This window comes from Kineococcus rhizosphaerae (genome assembly GCF_003002055.1).
In the GTDB taxonomy this organism is placed as follows: domain Bacteria; phylum Actinomycetota; class Actinomycetes; order Actinomycetales; family Kineococcaceae; genus Kineococcus; species Kineococcus rhizosphaerae.
Window position 1 is genome coordinate 625,856 of record NZ_PVZF01000001.1, and the last position, 16,462, is coordinate 642,317.

General features: G+C 74.6%; 15 protein-coding genes. 9 read left to right on the forward strand and 6 right to left on the reverse strand.

Features of this window, described 5'->3' with window-relative positions; genetic code table 11:
- Nucleotides 1–78: 78 nt before the first annotated feature.
- On the reverse strand, nucleotides 79–2,679 hold the full coding sequence (locus CLV37_RS03060; RefSeq protein ID WP_170127022.1) for a glycoside hydrolase family 78 protein: 2,601 nt from the start codon (nucleotides 2,677–2,679) through the stop codon (nucleotides 79–81).
- Between the two features lie 49 nt (nucleotides 2,680–2,728).
- Nucleotides 2,729–3,319: a TetR/AcrR family transcriptional regulator gene (locus CLV37_RS03065; RefSeq protein ID WP_170127023.1), complete on the reverse strand. Its 591-nt coding sequence runs from the start codon at nucleotides 3,317–3,319 to the stop codon at nucleotides 2,729–2,731.
- Between the two features lie 142 nt (nucleotides 3,320–3,461).
- On the opposite strand from CLV37_RS03065, the gene CLV37_RS03070 reads away from it, so the two are divergent.
- The 7 genes from CLV37_RS03070 to CLV37_RS03095 are packed head-to-tail and all read left to right on the forward strand — an operon-like array spanning nucleotide 3,462 to nucleotide 10,294.
- A complete protein-coding gene (locus CLV37_RS03070; RefSeq protein ID WP_106206788.1) occupies nucleotides 3,462–4,781 on the forward strand; it encodes an MFS transporter in 1,320 nt (439 codons plus the stop codon).
- A 33-nt stretch (nucleotides 4,782–4,814) separates the two neighbouring features.
- Nucleotides 4,815–6,089: a family 1 glycosylhydrolase gene (locus CLV37_RS03075; RefSeq protein WP_106206790.1), complete on the forward strand. Its 1,275-nt coding sequence runs from the start codon at nucleotides 4,815–4,817 to the stop codon at nucleotides 6,087–6,089.
- Nucleotides 6,067–6,618 carry a quercetin 2,3-dioxygenase gene (locus tag CLV37_RS03080; protein ID WP_106206792.1) on the forward strand — a complete coding sequence of 184 codons (552 nt, stop codon included), beginning with the start codon at nucleotides 6,067–6,069 and terminating at the stop codon, nucleotides 6,616–6,618. The genes CLV37_RS03075 and CLV37_RS03080 overlap by 23 nt, the downstream gene beginning before the upstream one ends.
- Nucleotides 6,611–7,468 carry an alpha/beta hydrolase gene (locus CLV37_RS03085; RefSeq protein ID WP_170127024.1) on the forward strand — a complete coding sequence of 286 codons (858 nt, stop codon included), beginning with the start codon at nucleotides 6,611–6,613 and terminating at the stop codon, nucleotides 7,466–7,468. The genes CLV37_RS03080 and CLV37_RS03085 overlap by 8 nt, the downstream gene beginning before the upstream one ends.
- A gap of 9 nt (nucleotides 7,469–7,477) precedes the next feature.
- Nucleotides 7,478–7,810 (forward strand): hypothetical protein, encoded by a 333-nt coding sequence (locus tag CLV37_RS28025; RefSeq protein WP_211298324.1) that lies wholly within the window; start codon nucleotides 7,478–7,480, stop codon nucleotides 7,808–7,810.
- Nucleotides 7,801–8,313 (forward strand): nucleoside hydrolase, encoded by a 513-nt coding sequence (locus CLV37_RS28030; RefSeq protein ID WP_245885212.1) that lies wholly within the window; start codon nucleotides 7,801–7,803, stop codon nucleotides 8,311–8,313. Before CLV37_RS28025 ends, CLV37_RS28030 begins: the two co-directional genes overlap by 10 nt.
- A gap of 4 nt (nucleotides 8,314–8,317) precedes the next feature.
- Nucleotides 8,318–10,294, forward strand: a complete 1,977-nt coding sequence (locus CLV37_RS03095) for an alpha-L-rhamnosidase-related protein (protein WP_146149279.1) — start codon at nucleotides 8,318–8,320, stop codon at nucleotides 10,292–10,294.
- On the opposite strand, the gene CLV37_RS03100 is transcribed toward CLV37_RS03095, so the two are convergent.
- The 4 genes from CLV37_RS03100 to CLV37_RS28770 all read right to left on the reverse strand — a co-directional run bounded on the left by CLV37_RS03100 (nucleotide 10,295) and on the right by CLV37_RS28770 (nucleotide 15,594).
- On the reverse strand, nucleotides 10,295–11,806 hold the full coding sequence (locus tag CLV37_RS03100; protein ID WP_146149280.1) for a glycosyltransferase 87 family protein: 1,512 nt from the start codon (nucleotides 11,804–11,806) through the stop codon (nucleotides 10,295–10,297).
- 83 nt (nucleotides 11,807–11,889) lie between these two features.
- Complete coding sequence (locus CLV37_RS03105; protein ID WP_106206798.1) at nucleotides 11,890–14,742, reverse strand: aconitate hydratase; 2,853 nt, start codon at nucleotides 14,740–14,742, stop codon at nucleotides 11,890–11,892.
- Between the two features lie 118 nt (nucleotides 14,743–14,860).
- Nucleotides 14,861–15,214, reverse strand: coding sequence for a DUF202 domain-containing protein (locus CLV37_RS03110; protein WP_106206800.1), 354 nt, complete (start codon nucleotides 15,212–15,214; stop codon nucleotides 14,861–14,863).
- On the reverse strand, nucleotides 15,211–15,594 hold the full coding sequence (locus CLV37_RS28770; protein ID WP_106206802.1) for a YidH family protein: 384 nt from the start codon (nucleotides 15,592–15,594) through the stop codon (nucleotides 15,211–15,213). The genes CLV37_RS03110 and CLV37_RS28770 overlap by 4 nt, the downstream gene beginning before the upstream one ends.
- A gap of 184 nt (nucleotides 15,595–15,778) precedes the next feature.
- Here CLV37_RS28770 and CLV37_RS03120 point away from each other — a divergent pair, with 184 nt between their 5' ends.
- Nucleotides 15,779–16,183: a hypothetical protein gene (locus CLV37_RS03120; protein ID WP_106206804.1), complete on the forward strand. Its 405-nt coding sequence runs from the start codon at nucleotides 15,779–15,781 to the stop codon at nucleotides 16,181–16,183.
- Between the two features lie 77 nt (nucleotides 16,184–16,260).
- A complete protein-coding gene (locus CLV37_RS03125; RefSeq protein ID WP_106206806.1) occupies nucleotides 16,261–16,461 on the forward strand; it encodes a hypothetical protein in 201 nt (66 codons plus the stop codon).
- Nucleotide 16,462: the final 1 nt, after the last annotated feature.

The window sequence follows — 16,462 nt, forward strand, 5'->3', positions numbered from 1 at the left end:
GGTAGCCACGACGCGCCGTCCCCACCGGGGAATCGCCACATCCGTGACGACGCCCGGTTCTCCGCCGAACCCTGCCCGTCAGTCCGGCAGGGGCGTGAACCGGCACGTGAACCGGTGCCCGCCGGAGGCGACGGCCGTGGGGGCCGACCCGTCGGGCAGGTGCACCTCGGCGGTCGTCGAGGGGGGCACCGTCACGTCGAGGGTGAACTCCTCCCCCGCCAGCGTCCAGGACACCTCCGCCCGGCCGTAGGGGGTCTCGTGCCAGGCCCGCGCCCAGGTCAGGTCGGGGTGCGGCAGCGGGGCGACGCGCAGTTCCCGGTACCCGGGGGCGGCGGCCGCCAGACCCGCGACGCGCCGGTGCAGGAAGTCGGCGACGGCGCCGAGGGCGTAGTGGTTGAACGACGTCATCTCCCCGGGGTTGATCGACCCGTCGGGCAGCATGGAGTTCCAGCGCTCCCACACCGTCGTGGCACCCATCGTCACGGCGTACAGCCACGACGGGCACTCCCGCTGCAGCAGCAGCTTCCACGCCGTCCCGGCGTGCCCGGAGTCGGCGAGGGCGTCGCACACGTGCGGGGTGCCCAGGAACCCCGAGCCGATGCGGAACCCGTCGGCGGCGACCTGCGCGGCGAGCAGGTCACCCGCGTGCGCGACCTGGTCGGAGGTGAGCAGGCCGAAGCGCAGACCCAGCGCGCAGGCCGTCTGGGAGGCGAACGCCGACCGGCCGGTGGGGGTGACGTACTCGGAGCGGAACCGGGCGGCGGCGCGGTTGAACAGGTCGGCGTACCGCGCTCCGTCCGGCTCGCGCCCCAGGACGGCGGCGGCGTCGCGCAGGATCCGAGCGGACTGGGCCAGGTAGGCCGTCGCGACCGCCTGCCAGGGCAGCCGCGCGGCCCACGGCTGGTCGTCGGGCGCGGCGGCGTCGAGCCAGTCCCCCAGCCCGATCCCGCCGGCCGGGAAGTCGAGGTCGGCCCCGGCGCGGGCGGTGAAAGCGTCGACCCAGCCGGTCATGGAGTCCCACTGCCGGGCCAGCAGACCGGCGTCGGCGTGGCGCTCGTGCAGGGTCCAGGGCACGACGGTCGCGGCGTCGCCCCAACCGGCCTCGGCCCCGACGTCGGGGAACGCGTCGTCCAGTTCCTTGTACGGCACCCACAGGGGGACGTTGCCGTCGGCGAACTGGTCGGCCCGCAGGTCGGCCAGCCACCCCGTCAGCATGCCGCCGGTGTCGTACAGGGACGCCGCGGTGGGGGCGAACGCCATGAGGTCGCCGGTCCAGCCGAGCCGTTCGTCGCGCTGCGGGCAGTCGGTGGGGACGTCGAGGAAGTTCCCCCGCGTGCTCCAGACCACGTTCTCGTGCAGGCGGTCCAGCAGCGGGTCGGAGCACGTGAACCCGCCCGTGCGCCGCAGGTCGGTGTGCAGGACGACGGCCCGCACGGCCGCGGGGTCGAACTCCCCCGGCCAGCCGGTCACCTCGGCGTAGCGGAACCCGTGGACGGTGAACTCCGGTTCCCAGGTGAACGCCCGTCCGTCGAGGACGACCTCGTCCGTGGCCCGGGCCCGCCGCAGCGGCCGGGTCCCCAGTTCCCCGTGCTCCAGGACCTCGGCGTGCCGGAAGGTGATCGTGCCCCGCCCGTCGGGGACGTCCACGCGCAGCCGGCCGACGAGGTTCTGCCCGAAGTCCACGACGGTGCGCCCCGACGGGGTCGTGAGGACCTCGACGGGGTCGACGACCTGCGTGCGCCGCACGGGCGGGCCGTCGGGCGCGACGAGCCGCGCGGGGTCGAACCCCTGCACCACGACCGGGTCCCAGCCGGAGTCGTCGAACCCGGGCCGGTCCCAGCCGGGCACGTCCCGGGCCGCCTCGAAGGTCTCGCCCATGAGCAGGTCCGCGCGGGTGGTCGGGCCGAGGGTGCAGCGCCACGCGGCGTCGGTGCCGACGACGGTGCGGGTGCCGTCGGCGTGGTCCAGTTCCAGCTGCACGAGAACCGCGGTGGTGTCGCCGTACAGCGCCCGCCGGCCGCCGAACCCGAGGTAGCCGCGGAACCAGCCGTCGGCGAGGTGGACGCCCAGGGCGTTGCGGCCGGGGTGCAGCGACGCCGTGACGTCCCACGTGCGGTAGCGCAGCCGGTGCGCGTAGCTCGTCCACCCGGGGTGCAGCACATCGTCCCCGACCGGAGACCCGTTGAGGTGCAACGTCATCACGCCGTGCGCCGTGGCCCGCAGCCGGGCGCGGACGACGCCGGCGGGGACGTCGACCTCCCCGCGCAGCAGGGCGGCGGGTTCCCCGTCCTCCCCGGCCGGGGGCAGGACCGGGGCCACGAGGCGGGCCTGCCACAGGGCCGGGTCGAGCAGCCCGGTCTCCAGCGCGGTCGGCTCGCTCCACGCCGAGGGGCCCGCGTCCGGTCCCCAGACCCGGACGCGCACGCTGCGCCGTTCGCGGCTGCCCAGGGGCCCCGCGGGCCAGGGGACGAGCACCTGCTCGGTGGACTCGACGCGACCGGTGGTCGTCGTGCCGGTCGCGGAGGTGACCTCGATCTCGCAGCCGGTCTGCCACCAGCCGGGTTCGCCGGTCTCGACGACCCAGGACAGTCGTGGGCGGTCCTGCCCGATGCCCAGGGGGTCGCGGTGGTGCTCGACGGTGACGGGACGGACGGTGACGGGACGCACGGTGGCGGTCATGACGCTCCTGGGTCCCGGAGGGGACGGGGTCGGAGGGGTTCGGGGAGGTTCAGAGGGGTTCGACGAGCAGGGTGTCCAGGAACGCCTCGGTGGCCGCGGCGAGGTCGATCTTGAACCCGTGCAGCCAGAGCAGTTCCTGACCCTCGGTCATGGCGACGGCCTGCAGCGCGGCGTCGCGGGGGTCCAGGCCCGGTCGCAGACCGCCCTGGCCGGCGACCTCGGCGAAGGCGTCGGTCACGGCGTCGACGATCCGCTGGAAGCGGGTGGCGAAGTAGTCGTGGGCGGGGTGGGTGGCGTCGACCGCCTCGGCCGCCAGCCGCCGGTAGAGCTGGACCAGCCCGCGGCGCGACTCCTGGCTGCGGGAGATCTCGACCAGGCCGGTGAGGAACTCGCGGCCGGTGCGGTCGGCCAGCAGGAGCTCGGCGCGGGCGTCGCGCTGTTCGAGCACGGCCTGCAGCAGCGCCGGCTTGCCGCCGGCGAAGTGGTGCAGCACCCCCGTCTGGGTGATGCCCACGACGCGGGCGATCTCGTTGACGGAGCCGGCGGTGTAGCCGTCGCGGGAGAACACGGTGAACGCGGCGTCGAGGATCTGCGCTCGACGTTCCGCGCTCTTGCGGTACTCGCCCCGGGGTCCGGCCACTCCCGAACCGTAGCAGGGACCGACCAAAAACATAGACCCTTTCATGTTTTCGTGTTAGCGTCGCCGCACCCCGGCGACGGGGTGTGCGTTCGACGACGAACACGGCCGCTGCCCGCGGCCACGACACGGCGAGGAAGCCCCCATGACCGTTCCCTCCCAGCCCCTCCTGCCCACCGACGTCCCACCGGTCCCCCTCCCGACCGACCCGATGACCGGCCCGGCGACCGGCCTGGCCGCACCGCCCACCGCCGCACCGCCGCGGGGTTTCGCCCTGCTGGCCCTGCTCGCCTGCATCGGCGCCGGTGCCGCGCAGATGTCGGCGGCGCTGCTGACGCTGACCCTCAAGGCGACCCAGCTCGACGCCGCGAGCGCGACCACGACCATCTCCCTGTCCAGCGGCGTCGCCGGGATCCTGACCCTGGTGGCCCTGCCCGTGGTCGGCGCCCTCAGCGACCGCTCGCGGGCCCGGCTGGGCCGCCGGCGCCCCTTCCTGCTGCTGGCCGCCGCCGCCTTCGTGGCCGGTGGCTTCCTGCTCGTGGCCGCGCCGAACGTGCCCGCCTTCGTGGCGGCCCACCTGCTCATCACCACCGGCTTCGTGACGGCCACGGTGACCTGCATCGCCCTGGTCACCGACCAGCTGCCCGCCGAACGCCGCGGGCCGACGGCCGCCCTGATCAGCATCGGCACCCCCCTCGGCGCCCTCGTGGGCCTGGCCGTCGCCGTGCCGTTCGGGGACGACCTGGCCCCCCTCGTCGGCATCCCCACCGCCGTCGCCGTCGCCTTCCTCGTCCTGCTGGCCGCCGTCGTCCGCGACCCCCGCCCGCAGCACGCCCCGCCGGCCTTCGACCTGCGCGGGTTCGTGGCCGTCTTCTGGGTGAATCCGCTGCGGTTCCCGAACTTCACCTGGGTCTTCACCAGCCGGATGCTCGTCTTCTCCGGGGTCGCCGCCCTCAACGGCTACCAGGCGATCTACCTGCTGCAGCGCCTGCACCTGGAACCGGCCGGCCTGGGCCGGGCGATCCTGCTGACCGTCGTCGTCAACGCCGGCGTCACCCTGCTCGTCGCCCCGGCCGTCGGCCGGCTCAGCGACCGGCTCGGCCGCCGCAAGCCCTTCATCGTCGCCGCCGCCCTCATCCTGGCCACCGGTCTGGTGCTCGCCGCCCGGGCCTCGACGTTCGGCGGGTACCTGCTGGCCTGCGGTGTCGTCGGCCTGGGCCAGGGCGTCTACTTCGCGGTGGAACTCGTGCTGGCCACCCAGGTCCTGCCCGACCCCGAGAACCCGGCCAAGGACCTCGGGATCCTGAAGATCGCCGACAACCTGCCGGTGACCCTCGTGGCCGCCGTCGCCCCGGCGCTGCTGGCGATCGGCGGCGGCGGGAACTTCGCCGCCCTGTTCGTCGCCGGGGCCGGGGCGGCCGTCCTCGGCGGTCTCGTCGTCCCGCTGGTCCGCGGCGCCCGCTGACCCGTCCGACCACCGACAGTCTGGAGAAGCACCGTGACCGAGTTCCCCGAGGGTTTCCTGTGGGGCGTCGCCACCGCCGGGCACCAGGTCGAGGGCGGCAACACCGCCAGCGACACCTGGTTCCTGGAGAACGTCCACCCCACGCTGTTCCGCGAGCGGTCCGGGACCGCCTGCGACAGCTACGCCCGGTACGAGGAGGACCTGGACCTGGCCGCCGGGATGGGGCTGAACGCCTTCCGGTTCTCCGTGGAGTGGTCCCGCGTGGAACCCGCGCGCGGCGAGGTCTCCCCCGCCGCCCTCGACCACTACGACCGCGTGGTCGACGCGGCCCTGATCCGCGGGCTCGCCCCGGTCGTGACCCTCAACCACTTCACCGCCCCGCACTGGTTCTCCGCCGCCGGGTCCTGGGCCGCCCCGGACGCCCCGGAGGTGTTCGCCGACCAGGTGGACCGGGTCGTGGCCCGGATCGGAGACCGGATCGCAGCGGCCGTCACGCTCAACGAGCCGAACCTCGAGCAGCTCCTGCAGGCCGGCGGCAAACTCCCCCCGGAGGCCGAACTGCTCAAGCGGGACATGCTCGCCGCCGCCGCCCGCGCCGCCGGCACCGACCGGTACGTCACGGGGAACGTCATCCCCGCCGCGGCCCAGGACGAGTTCCAGGAACGGTTCACCCTCGCCCACCGCGCCGCCCGGGCGGCGGCCAAGGCCCGCCGCGCCGACCTGCCGGTCGGGGTGTCCATCGCCCTGGCCCACGAGGTCGCCCTGCCCGGCGGCCAGGCCCACCGCGACGCGCGCCGGGCCGCCGTCTACGACCACTGGCTGCGCGAGGCCCGCGACGACGACTTCGTCGGCGTGCAGAACTACGAGACGTTCTGGCACGGCCCGGACGGCGAGGTCGTCCCCGACGGCGCGCGCAACGGGATGGGCAGCGTCGTCGACCCTGACTCGCTGGCCGGGGCCGTGCGCTACGCGCACGAGGTGTCGGGGGTCCCCGTCCTCGTGACCGAGCACGGCATCCAGACCGAGGACGACACCCAGCGCGCGCGGTTCCTGCCCGCCGCCCTGGATTCGCTGGGCGCCGAGATCGGGCGGGGGACCCCTGTCCTGGGGTACTGCCACTGGACCCTGCTGGACAACTTCGAGTGGATCTTCGGGTACGGCCCGAAGCTCGGGCTGGTCTCGGTGGACCGCGAGACCTTCGCCCGCACCCGCAAACCCTCCGCGGACGTGTACGCCGGCCTCGTCCGGCGCGCACGCACCGCGGGCAACCCCGACGGAGGACGACGTGACGTTCCAGTACCTGCGTGACCCGTCGGGGCGCCCGGCGTGGGACGGCGTCCTGCCCGGCCGGCCCGAACCCTTCTTCCTCGACCGCGGCGAGGGTGAGCACGCCAACCTGTTCGGCGACCTGTTCACGCTGCTGCTCAGCGGCGCCGAGACGCAGGGGCAGTTCGGGGTGTTCACGAGCACCTGCCCGTCCGGGGACATCATCCCGACCCACTCCCACGCGGGGACCCACGAGGTGTTCTACGTCCTCGACGGCGCCGTCCGGCTGTTCGTGCAGGACGAGAGCGGCCGGCAGCGGACGCGCGTGCTGCGGACCGGCGACTTCGGTTTCGTCCCGGCCGGTCTGCCGCACGCCTACCGCGTCGAGGAGGCCGCGCAGCTGCTGGGCGTCGTCAGCGGGGGTTTCGAGCGGTTCCCGCAGCGGATGGGGACCCCCACCGACCACGCGGGGGCGCAACCTCCGTACGTCCCGCCGATCCCCGACCTGCTCGCCGCGGCGCGCGAGCTCGACGTGGAACTGCTGCCGGGGTTCGGGTGGGACGGTGTCTGACCCCCTGCCCGGGCGGACCCTGCCCCGGCCCCCGGCGGTCGACGGCTGGCCGCTGCCGGACCCGGCCTCGTGCCTGGCCGGTCTCGCGTACTCCACGCCGCCGGGGGCGCGACCGCTGGAACTGGACCTGCACCGGCCCGCGACCTCCGACGTCCCGCCGCCCGTCGTGCTGTACCTGCACGGCGGGGGCTGGGCGGCCGGTGACCGCCGGTGGGTCGGTGCGCAGCCCGGGGCGACGGTGTTCGCAGAGCTGACCGGCGCCGGGTTCGCCGTCGCGGCTCTCGACTACCGGCTCTCCTCCGAGGCGCGCTGGCCCGCGCAGCTCGACGACGTGCGGGCGGCCGTGGAGTTCCTGCGCACCCGGGCGCCGGAACTGGGGATCGACGCCACCCGGATCGGGGTGTGGGGCGAGTCCGCGGGCGGTCACCTCGCGCTGCTGCTCGGGGTGAGCGGTGCCGGTCTGGGACCCGTCGTCTCCTGGTACGCCCCGACCGACCTGACGACCCTGGCGGGCGACGGCGGGACGGACCCGGACGACCCTGCCTCCCGGGAGGCGCTGCTGCTGGGCGCCCCCGTCTCGGCGGTCCCGGACCGTGCGGCCGACGCCAGCCCCGTGCACCGCGTGGTGGCCGACGTCGTGCGCGGGCGCCGCTTCCTGGTCCTGCACGGCGAGGACGACCGCTTCGTCGCGGCCCGCCAGGGCGAGCGGGTCGTCCGGGCCCTGGACGGCGCCGGGGCGCTGGTCGAGCAGCGCTCCTGGCCCGGCGCCGACCACCTCTGGCTCGGGCACGCCACCGCCGCCGCCGAGGCCCTGACCGCGACCGTGCGGTTCTTCACCGACCACCTCTGAGGAGTCCGCGTGCCCTGGACCGTCGCCACCCGTTCGCGGGTCGTCGTCGACAACGACTGGGGCGGTGACCCCGACGGACTGGTCGCCCTGGCTCACCACGTGCTCGCCCCCGGCAACCGCGTCGACGCCGTGACGAGCTCGTTCCTGTCCCCCGTCTTCGTCGACCCCGCCGGGTCGGCCGCGGCGGGGGCGGCGCTGGCGACCGAGCTGCTCGAGGTGCTGGACCGCGGCCGGCCCGGGGTGCACGCGGGCGCCGACGAGCCGTTCGACGGCTCCGCGGTGGCCTCCCGGCCGCACGGGCGATCACCGCGGCCGCCCGGGCCGAGGACCCGGTGCCGCTGACCGTCGTGTGCGCCGGTCCGCTGACCAACGTCGCGCACGCCCTGGCCGCCGACCCCGGGCTCGCGCGGCGCTTCAGCCTGACCTGGGTGGGCGGCAGCCGCACGGGCGCGGCGGAGTACAACCGGGACACCGACCCGCGGGCCGCGGAGTTCGTGCTCGGGCTCGCGGACCTGCGGGTGCGCCAGTACCCGCTGGAGACCTACCGGCAGTGCGCCTGGTCGGTGCGCGAGCTGGAGGAGTTCCTGACCGCGCTGCCTCCCGCGGGTCCCTGGCTGTGGCGGCGGTTCACCGACCTGCCGCTGCCGCCGGGGTTCGCGGTGGACCCGGTGTGGCCGCTCGGGGACAGCTGCCCCCTGCTCGACACGGCCCTGTCGACGGAGTCCAGCACGTGGGAACCGGGCCCACGCGAGGGCGTCTCGGTGTGCATCCGGCTCGACGTGAACCTGCTGTTCGGCGATCTGCGGGCGGTGCTCGGCCGCCACAGCCGCGGTGTGGTCGACTGAGCCCGTGCAGAACGCCACGCCGGTTCCGCGGACGACCGCCGAGCTCACCGCCACGTGCCGGGTGGACCCGCTGCCCGACCGTCCCGGGGGCGAACCCCTCGACGTCCGCTGGGCGGCCCTGCCGGGGCAGTGGGACCTCGGCCTGCTGCACCGGATCGTGCGGGAGGGTTTCGCCGCGGCGGTCGACGTCGGCTACCCGGACAACCTCGGGCGCCTCGTCGCCGACGCCGTCTTCCGGGGACGGGGAACCGGCCGGGCCACCGCGACGGGGACGGTGGTGGCCGTGGCCGGGACCCCCGCCGGACCGGCCGCGGACGGCAGCTGGACGGTCCGCGTGCGCACCCACGGCACCCGGCCCGCCGGGCTCGCGGTCCTCGGCGGGGACGCGGAGGTCGAGGAGGTGTCGGCCGACGAGCGCACCTGGACGCGGCCGGAACTGCGTCCCGGGCGCCCGCGCACCGCGCCCGACGAGGTCCGCAACCCCGTCCACCCCGTCGCGCTCGCGCAGGACGCCGACGGGCTGTGGACCGCACCGGCCGAACTCCTCGGCCGGGTCGTCGTGCGCTGCACCGGGGTCCCCCGGATCGTCGCCGGGGAGTCGCGCGCCGAGGCCCTCCTCGACCCCGACGCCGGGACGGGAGCCGAGCAGCGCCACGACCTCGAGCAGCGGCCGGACGGCTCCTGGGCCTCCGTCCACGAGCTCGGGCTGCGGCACGTGGCGGTCCACGCGACCGGGGTCGAGTCGGTCCTCCTCGAGGCCGCCGCGCACCCCGTGCAAGCCCGCGGCCTGTTCACCTGCTCCGACCCCGTGCTCGAGCGGATCTGGGCCACGAGCGTGCACACGCTGCGGGTGTGCGCGCAGGGTCTGCTGGTCGACGGCGTCAAGCGCGACCGCATGCCGTGGACGGGTGACACCGCGCTCGGCGCCCCCGCCCTGGCGTACGCGTTCGGCGACACGGGGATCGCCCGGCGCACCCTGGACGTCCTCGGCCGGCACACCGAGGGGTACGTCAACGGCATCGTCGACTACTCCCTCTGGTGGCTGATCACGCACGCCGTCCTGCGCTCGTTCACCCTCGACGCACCCGCCGACGCCGAGGAGGTCGCCGCCTTCGTCGCCGACGTCGCCACCGAGGCCGGGCCCGACGGCGTCCTGCGCCCGGTGCCGGGGCCGGGCGCGTTCCCGAAACCCGTGTTCATCGACTGGGGCGTCGACGTCGACCCCGACCGCGACTGCACGGCGCTGCAGTGCCTGTGGTTCTGGGCGCTGCGCAGCGCGGTGACCGTCCTGCGCGCCGCCGGGCACGAGGCGGCCGGGCGCTGGGACGAGCTGGCCGACCGGCTGTCCGCCGCCCTGCGCGCCCGGGCGTGGGACGCGCAGCGCCGGGGGTGGAAGGAGCACCTCGACGGGCCGTCGGGGATCTCGGTGCACGCCACGCTGTTCGCCGTCCTGTCCGGCGTCAGCGGTCCCGCCGAACGCGAGGGTGCGGCGCGCACCCTGCTGGACGGACCCGCCACCCGGACCCCGTTCGTCACCGCGTTCGCGCTGGCCGCCCTGGCCGAGGTGGGGCACGGCCCCGAGGCCGTGGCCCGGGTCCGCCGGCACTGGGGCGCGATGCTGGAGGCGGGCGCGACGAGCTTCTGGGAGGAGTTCGCCGACCCCCGCGCCAGCCCGTGGAGCATGTACGGCCGGCCGTTCGGCAAGAGCCTGTGCCACGCCTGGGCCGCGGGCCCGGCGAGCCTGCTGCCGCAGGTCGTCACGGGGGTTCGACCGGCCTCCGCGGGGTGGGCGACGTTCACGGTGGACCCCCAGCTCGGGGAGCTGGAGTGGGCCGGGGCGGTCGTGCCCGTCGGTGACGGCGAGATCCGCGTGCTGGTCCGCCCGGGAACCGTCGAGGTGGCCGTCCCCGCCGGTCGCACCCTCGTGCGCGCCGGGCAGGAGTTCACCGGCCCCCGCACCGTGACGTTCCCCGAGCGGTGATCAGGGCGTGGCGTCCTGCGCGCGGAACAGGACCAGCTCGTCCTTCGTCCGCCACGTCCCGGCCGTCGTCGTCCACTGCGCCACGCCCTGCGGAGGTTTGACCGCGGCGCTGCGCCAGCGCAGGACCCACGGCGTCGGCTGGGCCGGGCCGGGGTCGCGGCGGGCGTAGTTCCACGTCAGGAGCCGGGCGAGCACCGGGTCGGCGTTCGCGATGCGCTCGTCGATGAGCGGTTGCAGCACGGCGGGGTCGGAGAACTGGTCGACGATCTCGCAGTCGCACGAGTACGCCAGCTCGCCGATCTCCCCGGGAGCCTGGACGCGTTCGTCCCCGACGATGCGGCCCACCCGCGCGCCGATCGCGTGGTACTCGGCCGGGGTGGCGAAGTTGCCGAAGACCGGCGGGTAGGCCCACGGCAGCGGGAACGCCGCGGCCGGGACCGAGAACCCCAGACCGGCGACCGCGGCCAGGGACAGCCCCACGGTCAGCACCCGCCGACCCCTGTCCCGCAGCAGGACACCGAGACCCAGGACCGCGACGAAGGACAGCGCCGCGGCGGGCGGCACGTAGTACCACTGGTAGGGCGGGACCCCCAGGACGGAGTAGACGCCGAAGTACAGCGCCCCGGCGACCCCCAGGCCGATCAGGCCGGCCCGCACCCCGTCGCGCCGGCGCACGAGCAGCAGGACGAGCACCACGAGGACGAGCACCCCGATCGCGGCCCCCGCGACGCCGACCCCGACCGCCACCGGCGTGTTCGGCCAGTAGTGCGTCCACAGACCGCGCAGGTACGTCCGGTCGGGCCCGAAGTTCTTCTGGTTCGTCTTGATGACGAACGTGTCCGGGATCGCCGACCCCAGCCAGTACCAGCTCGCCGCGAACCACGGCAGCGCCACGACGCAGCACGCCAGGACCGCCGACGGCAACCGGCGGCGCACCCCGTGGCAGGCCAGGGCGAGCACGACGATGAACACCACCGTGTCCAGCCGGGCCAGCAGCGCCAGGCCCGCGACGACGCCGAACACCACGGGGCGCCCGGCCAGTCCGGCGGCCAGCAGGGCCGTCATCGCGGTGAACAGCAGCACCACCTCGAGCCCGAGCGCCGAGACCAGCAGGGGGTTGGCGAGGACGACGACCAGCCCGGCCACGGCCCACGCCGGTGAGATCGCCGCCCGGCGCGTGACGTACCCGGCGCACCCGGCGGCGACGGCGACGAGCAGCGTCGTGACGACCCCCAGCGCCAGTTCCCCGTCCACCCCCGCGAACGGGCGGGCGAGGAGGAACCCCAGGGCCAGCAGGCCGACGTTCAGCGGGGACGTCGCGGCGTTCGAGGTGATCCCCGGGGTCATCCCCCAGTGCCCGTGCTCGGCGAGGTTCCGCGCGTAGGCCAGCGTGATGTAGCTGTCGTCGATGAGACCGCGGGAGGAGACCCACGACAGCGCGGCCCCCAGCACGGCACCGACCAGGGGCAGGGCGAGACGACCGGACCGTGGTGGGCTGGGGGTGGCAGGCACGGCTAGATCAGACCACACCCGGGCCCGGACGCGCGGACGCGCGGCCACCCCCGCCGAGGGGGTGACCGCCCGTCCGTGGTGGATCAGGCGCCGGTCAGCGACCGCAGCACGTACTGCAGGATCCCGCCGTTGCGGTAGTAGTCCGCCTCACCGGGGGTGTCGATGCGCACGACCGCGTCGAACTCGACCGTCTCGCCGGACTCGCGGGTCGCGGTGACCTTCACGGTCCGCGGAGTGCGGCCCTCGTTGAGCTCGGTGATGCCGGCGATGTCGAACGTCTCGGTGCCGTCCAGCCCCAGCGACGCCGCCGACTCCCCCTGCGGGAACTGCAGCGGCACGACGCCCATCCCGATGAGGTTCGAGCGGTGGATGCGCTCGAAGCTCTCGGTGATGACGGCCTTGACGCCCAGCAGCGCGGTGCCCTTGGCCGCCCAGTCGCGCGAGGAGCCCGAGCCGTACTCCTTGCCGCCCAGGACGACGAGCGGGGTGCCGGCCGCGGCGTAGTTCTGCGCGGCGTCGTAGATCGACGACTGCTCGCCGCCGTTGGTGAAGTCACGGGTGAACCCGCCGGAGACGTTGTCCAGCAACTGGTTGCGCAGGCGGATGTTCGCGAACGTGCCGCGGATCATGACCTCGTGGTTGCCGCGGCGCGAGCCGTAGGAGTTGAAGTCCTTGCGGTCCACGCCGTGCTCGGTCAGGTACACCCCCGCCGGCGAGTCGGGCTTGATGGAACCGGCCGGGGAGATGTGGTCGGTGGTGACCGAGTCGCCCAGCAGCAACAGCACACGCGCGCCGGAGATGTCGGTGACGGGCGCGGGCTCGGCCTGCATGCCCTCGAAGTACGGGGGCTTGCGGACGTAGGTGGACTCGGCGTCCCAGGCGAAGGTGCTGCCCTCGGGGGTCGGCAGACCCTGCCAGCGCTCGTCACCGGCGAACACGTCGGCGTAGTCCTTGACGAACATGTCCTTGCTGATGGCCTCGCCGATGACCCGCTCGACCTCGGCCGCGTCGGGCCAGATGTCCTTCAGGTACACGTCGGTGCCGGACTCGTCCTGGCCGATGGGGTCGTTCTCCACGTCCCAGTCCATCGTGCCGGCGAGGGCGTAGGCGATGACCAGCGGCGGGGAGGCCAGGTAGTTCATCTTGACGTCGGGGTTGATGCGGCCCTCGAAGTTGCGGTTGCCCGACAGGACCGCGGTGACGGCGAGGTCGTTCTCCTGGATGGCCGCGGAGACCTCCTCGGGCAGCGGACCGGAGTTCCCGATGCAGGTCACGCAGCCGTAGCCGACGAGGTGGAAGCCGAGCTTCTCCAGGTACGGCGTGAGGCCGGCCTTGTCGTAGTAGTCGGTGACGACCTTCGACCCGGGCGCGAGGGAGGTCTTGACCCACGGCTTGCGGGTCAGGCCCTTCTCCACGGCGTTCTTGGCCAGCAGCGCGGCGGCGACCATGACCGAGGGGTTGGAGGTGTTGGTGCAGCTGGTGATCGAGGCGATCGCGACGGCGCCGTGGTCGATCTCGGTCTGCGTGCCGTCGGCCATGGTGACCGCGACCTTCTTCGAGGGGCGGCCCTGGGCGTGACCGGGGGCGGCGGGTTCGTCGCGCTCGTCGGTGCTCGAGGCCGAGGGGGCGTCGGACGCCGGGAAGCTCTCGGCGCTGGCCTCGTCCTGGGAGGAGCCGGCGACGGCGTCGACCGCGTCGCTGTGGGCGCTGGAGGCGACGTTCCCGGTGGCCGGGGCCTCGTCGGTGACGTAGTCGCCCAGGGCGGCGCGGAACGCCTCCTTGGCCTCGGTCAGCACGATGCGGTCCTGCGGGCGCTTCGGGCCGGCGATGCTCGGCACGACGGTCGACAGGTCCAGCTCGAGGTACTCGGAGTAGGCGGCCTCGACCGACGGGTCGTGCCACAGGCCCTGTTCCTTGGTGTAGGCCTCGACGAGGGCGACCTGCTCGTCGCTGCGACCGGTCAGGCGCAGGTAGTCCAGGGTCACGTCGTCGATCGGGAAGATCGCCGCGGTGGAGCCGAACTCCGGGCTCATGTTGCCGATGGTGGCGCGGTTGGCCAGCGGCACCGAGGCCACGCCCGCGCCGTAGAACTCGACGAACTTGCCGACGACGCCGTGCTTGCGCAGCATCTCGGTGATGGTGAGGACGACGTCGGTGGCGGTCGCGCCGGCCGGGATCTGCCCGGACAGCTTGAAGCCGACGACGCGCGGGATGAGCATCGAGACGGGCTGGCCGAGCATGGCCGCCTCGGCCTCGATGCCGCCGACGCCCCAGCCGAGCACGCCGAGGCCGTTGACCATCGTGGTGTGCGAGTCCGTGCCGACGAGGGTGTCGGGGTAGGCCTGCAGTTCCGAGCCCACCTGGCGCGGGAACACGACGCGGGCCAGGTGCTCGATGTTCACCTGGTGCACGATGCCGGTGCCCGGCGGGACGACCTTGAAGTCGTCGAAGGCCGTCTGGCCCCAGCGCAGGAACTGGTAGCGCTCGCGGTTGCGGCCGTACTCCAGGTCGACGTTCTGCTCGAAGGCGTCGGGGCGGCCGAAGACGTCGGAGATGACGGAGTGGTCGATGACCAGCTCGGCCGGCGACAGCGGGTTGACCCTGGTCGGGTCCCCGCCGAGGTCGGCGACGGCCTCGCGCATGGTGGCGAGGTCGACGATGCAGGGGACGCCGGTGAAGTCCTGCATGATCACGCGGGCCGGCGTGAACTGGATCTCCGTGTCCGGCTGCGCGGACGGGTCCCAGCCACCGAGGGCGCGGATGTGGTCGGCCGTGATGTTGGCGCCGTCCTCGGTGCGCAGCAGGTTCTCCAGGAGGACCTTGAGGCTGAACGGCAGCTTCGCCGCACCCTCGACCTTGTCGAGACGGAAGATCGTGTAGTCCGTCCCCCCAACCGTTAGGGTAGCCTTGGCTTCGAAGCTGTTGTGGCTGCTCACCGGGAGCTCCTCACTTCTCTTCCGTCGTCATTGGCGTGGTCGTGCCGTCCGTACCGTGCTCGATCGTCCCACCGGGCCGGGCCGTGACGCTCGCGGGGTCGGGAGGACCCCCGACCATTTATCTCGACGTCAAGATACCACTGAGGCCGTGGCCGAGGACGACCGACACGGCGAACGCGCCCACGAGGACGCTGAAGGCGCACGTGAGCGCCAGGACCCGGCCGTCCGGCCCGCGCCCGAGGTGGCCGTCGCGCGCCAGCGCCCGGGACGTCCGGCGGGCCCGGGCACCGGCCGCGGCGTGCAGCCACACCGCGAAGGCGCACCCGGCGATCCCCAGCACGACGGCGCCCGCCCCCAGCTGCCCGGCCAGCAACCGGCCCCCCGCCGCGGACCCGACGAGCACCGAGACCGCGGTCCGTCGCCACGCCAGGGCCGTGCGCTCGGGCTGCAGGCCCGGGTCGAACCGGCTCACCGCAGCAGCAGGCCGAGCAGGACGAGCAGACCCGCCAGCCCCACCCCGGCCGTCAGCGGCGAGGCGAGGGTCGGCGAGGCGAGCGGGACGCCGCGCCGCATCGCCCGCTCGTCGCGGGCCCACCCCCGCCAGGCCTGCACGGGGGCCAGGACCCCCAGCAGGACCAGGACGACCGAGGCGGCCAGCCGCAGCCCGGGCTGCAGGGCCAGGTCGAGGCCCTCGAGGGCCACCCCCGCCGCGAGCAGCGCCAGGGACGTGCGGATCCAGGCCAGGAAGGTGCGTTCGTTGGCCAGGGAGAACCGCGGGTCGGGCTCGGTGCCGGTGCCGTAGACGCTGCGGGGGAACCGCCGCGGTCCCGGACCGGTCGGGCTGTCGCTCACCCCCCGATGATCCCCCGAGGCCCCGGGACCGTCCGGGAGGGCCCCGGACGACCCCGCACAGCGACGGACCACCCGGACGGGTGCACTCGGTTGCACTACGCACGGCTTGAGTCGGATCACGCTCGGTCAGCACAGTGGAGGCAGCACCCGCACGCCGCCCGTCCGACGCCCTGGAGCCAGCCCGATGAACCCCGTGTCGACCACCGCGACGCCCCGCGCGACGCCCCGCGCGACGACGTCCGCGAAGACCGCGGCGAAGCCCACCGCCCGCCCGGCCGTCCCGTCGGTGCGCCGCGCCCAGCACCGCGCCGCGCCGCGGACGCTGCCGGCCCGTCGCGTGCCCCGGGCCGTGGAGCTGGGGGACGCCGAGTCCGGCGTCGTCCTCGCCTCGGTCCTGGCGGGGCTGCGGGCCATCCCGGACCAGCCCGCGGTCGACGTGCGCACCCGGGTCCGCGAGGCCGTGCGCGCGGTGTGCTCGCGCATCGACGTCGCGGGGCTGGCGCTGGTCGGCGGGGCCGGTGCCGCGGCGTCGGTCGTCCTGACCCTGCTCGTGGTCCTGTGGCTGTCCAGCTCCGGCCGGCTCGGCTGACCCCGCACCAGACCCCGCACCAGACCCCGCACCAGACCCCCGCACCAGACCCCCGCACCAGACCCCAGGAGGAGACCGTGTCCCTGCCCACGTCGCGTCCGGCGCGCTACGTCCCCCGGCACTCCACCCGCGAACCCGTCCCGGCCTGGGACGAGCGGGAGGTCGTCGACCTGACCGAGGCGCGGACCCCTCCCGCCGTCGTCCTGGCCTCGGTCCTGTCCGGTCTGTCCGGCCTGCGCTCCCCCGCTGAGGAGCGCGGACCCGCCACGGGGGGCTGAC

Excerpts from the sequence above, each read along its gene's own strand:
- CLV37_RS03060 (WP_170127022.1), bottom strand. The coding sequence starts at position 2,679 with ATGACCGCCACCGTGCGTCCCGTCACCGTCCGTCCCGTCACCGTCGAG.
- CLV37_RS03070 (WP_106206788.1), top strand. The coding sequence starts at position 3,462 with ATGACCGTTCCCTCCCAGCCCCTCCTGCCCACCGACGTCCCACCGGTC.
- CLV37_RS03120 (WP_106206804.1), top strand. The coding sequence starts at position 15,779 with ATGAACCCCGTGTCGACCACCGCGACGCCCCGCGCGACGCCCCGCGCG.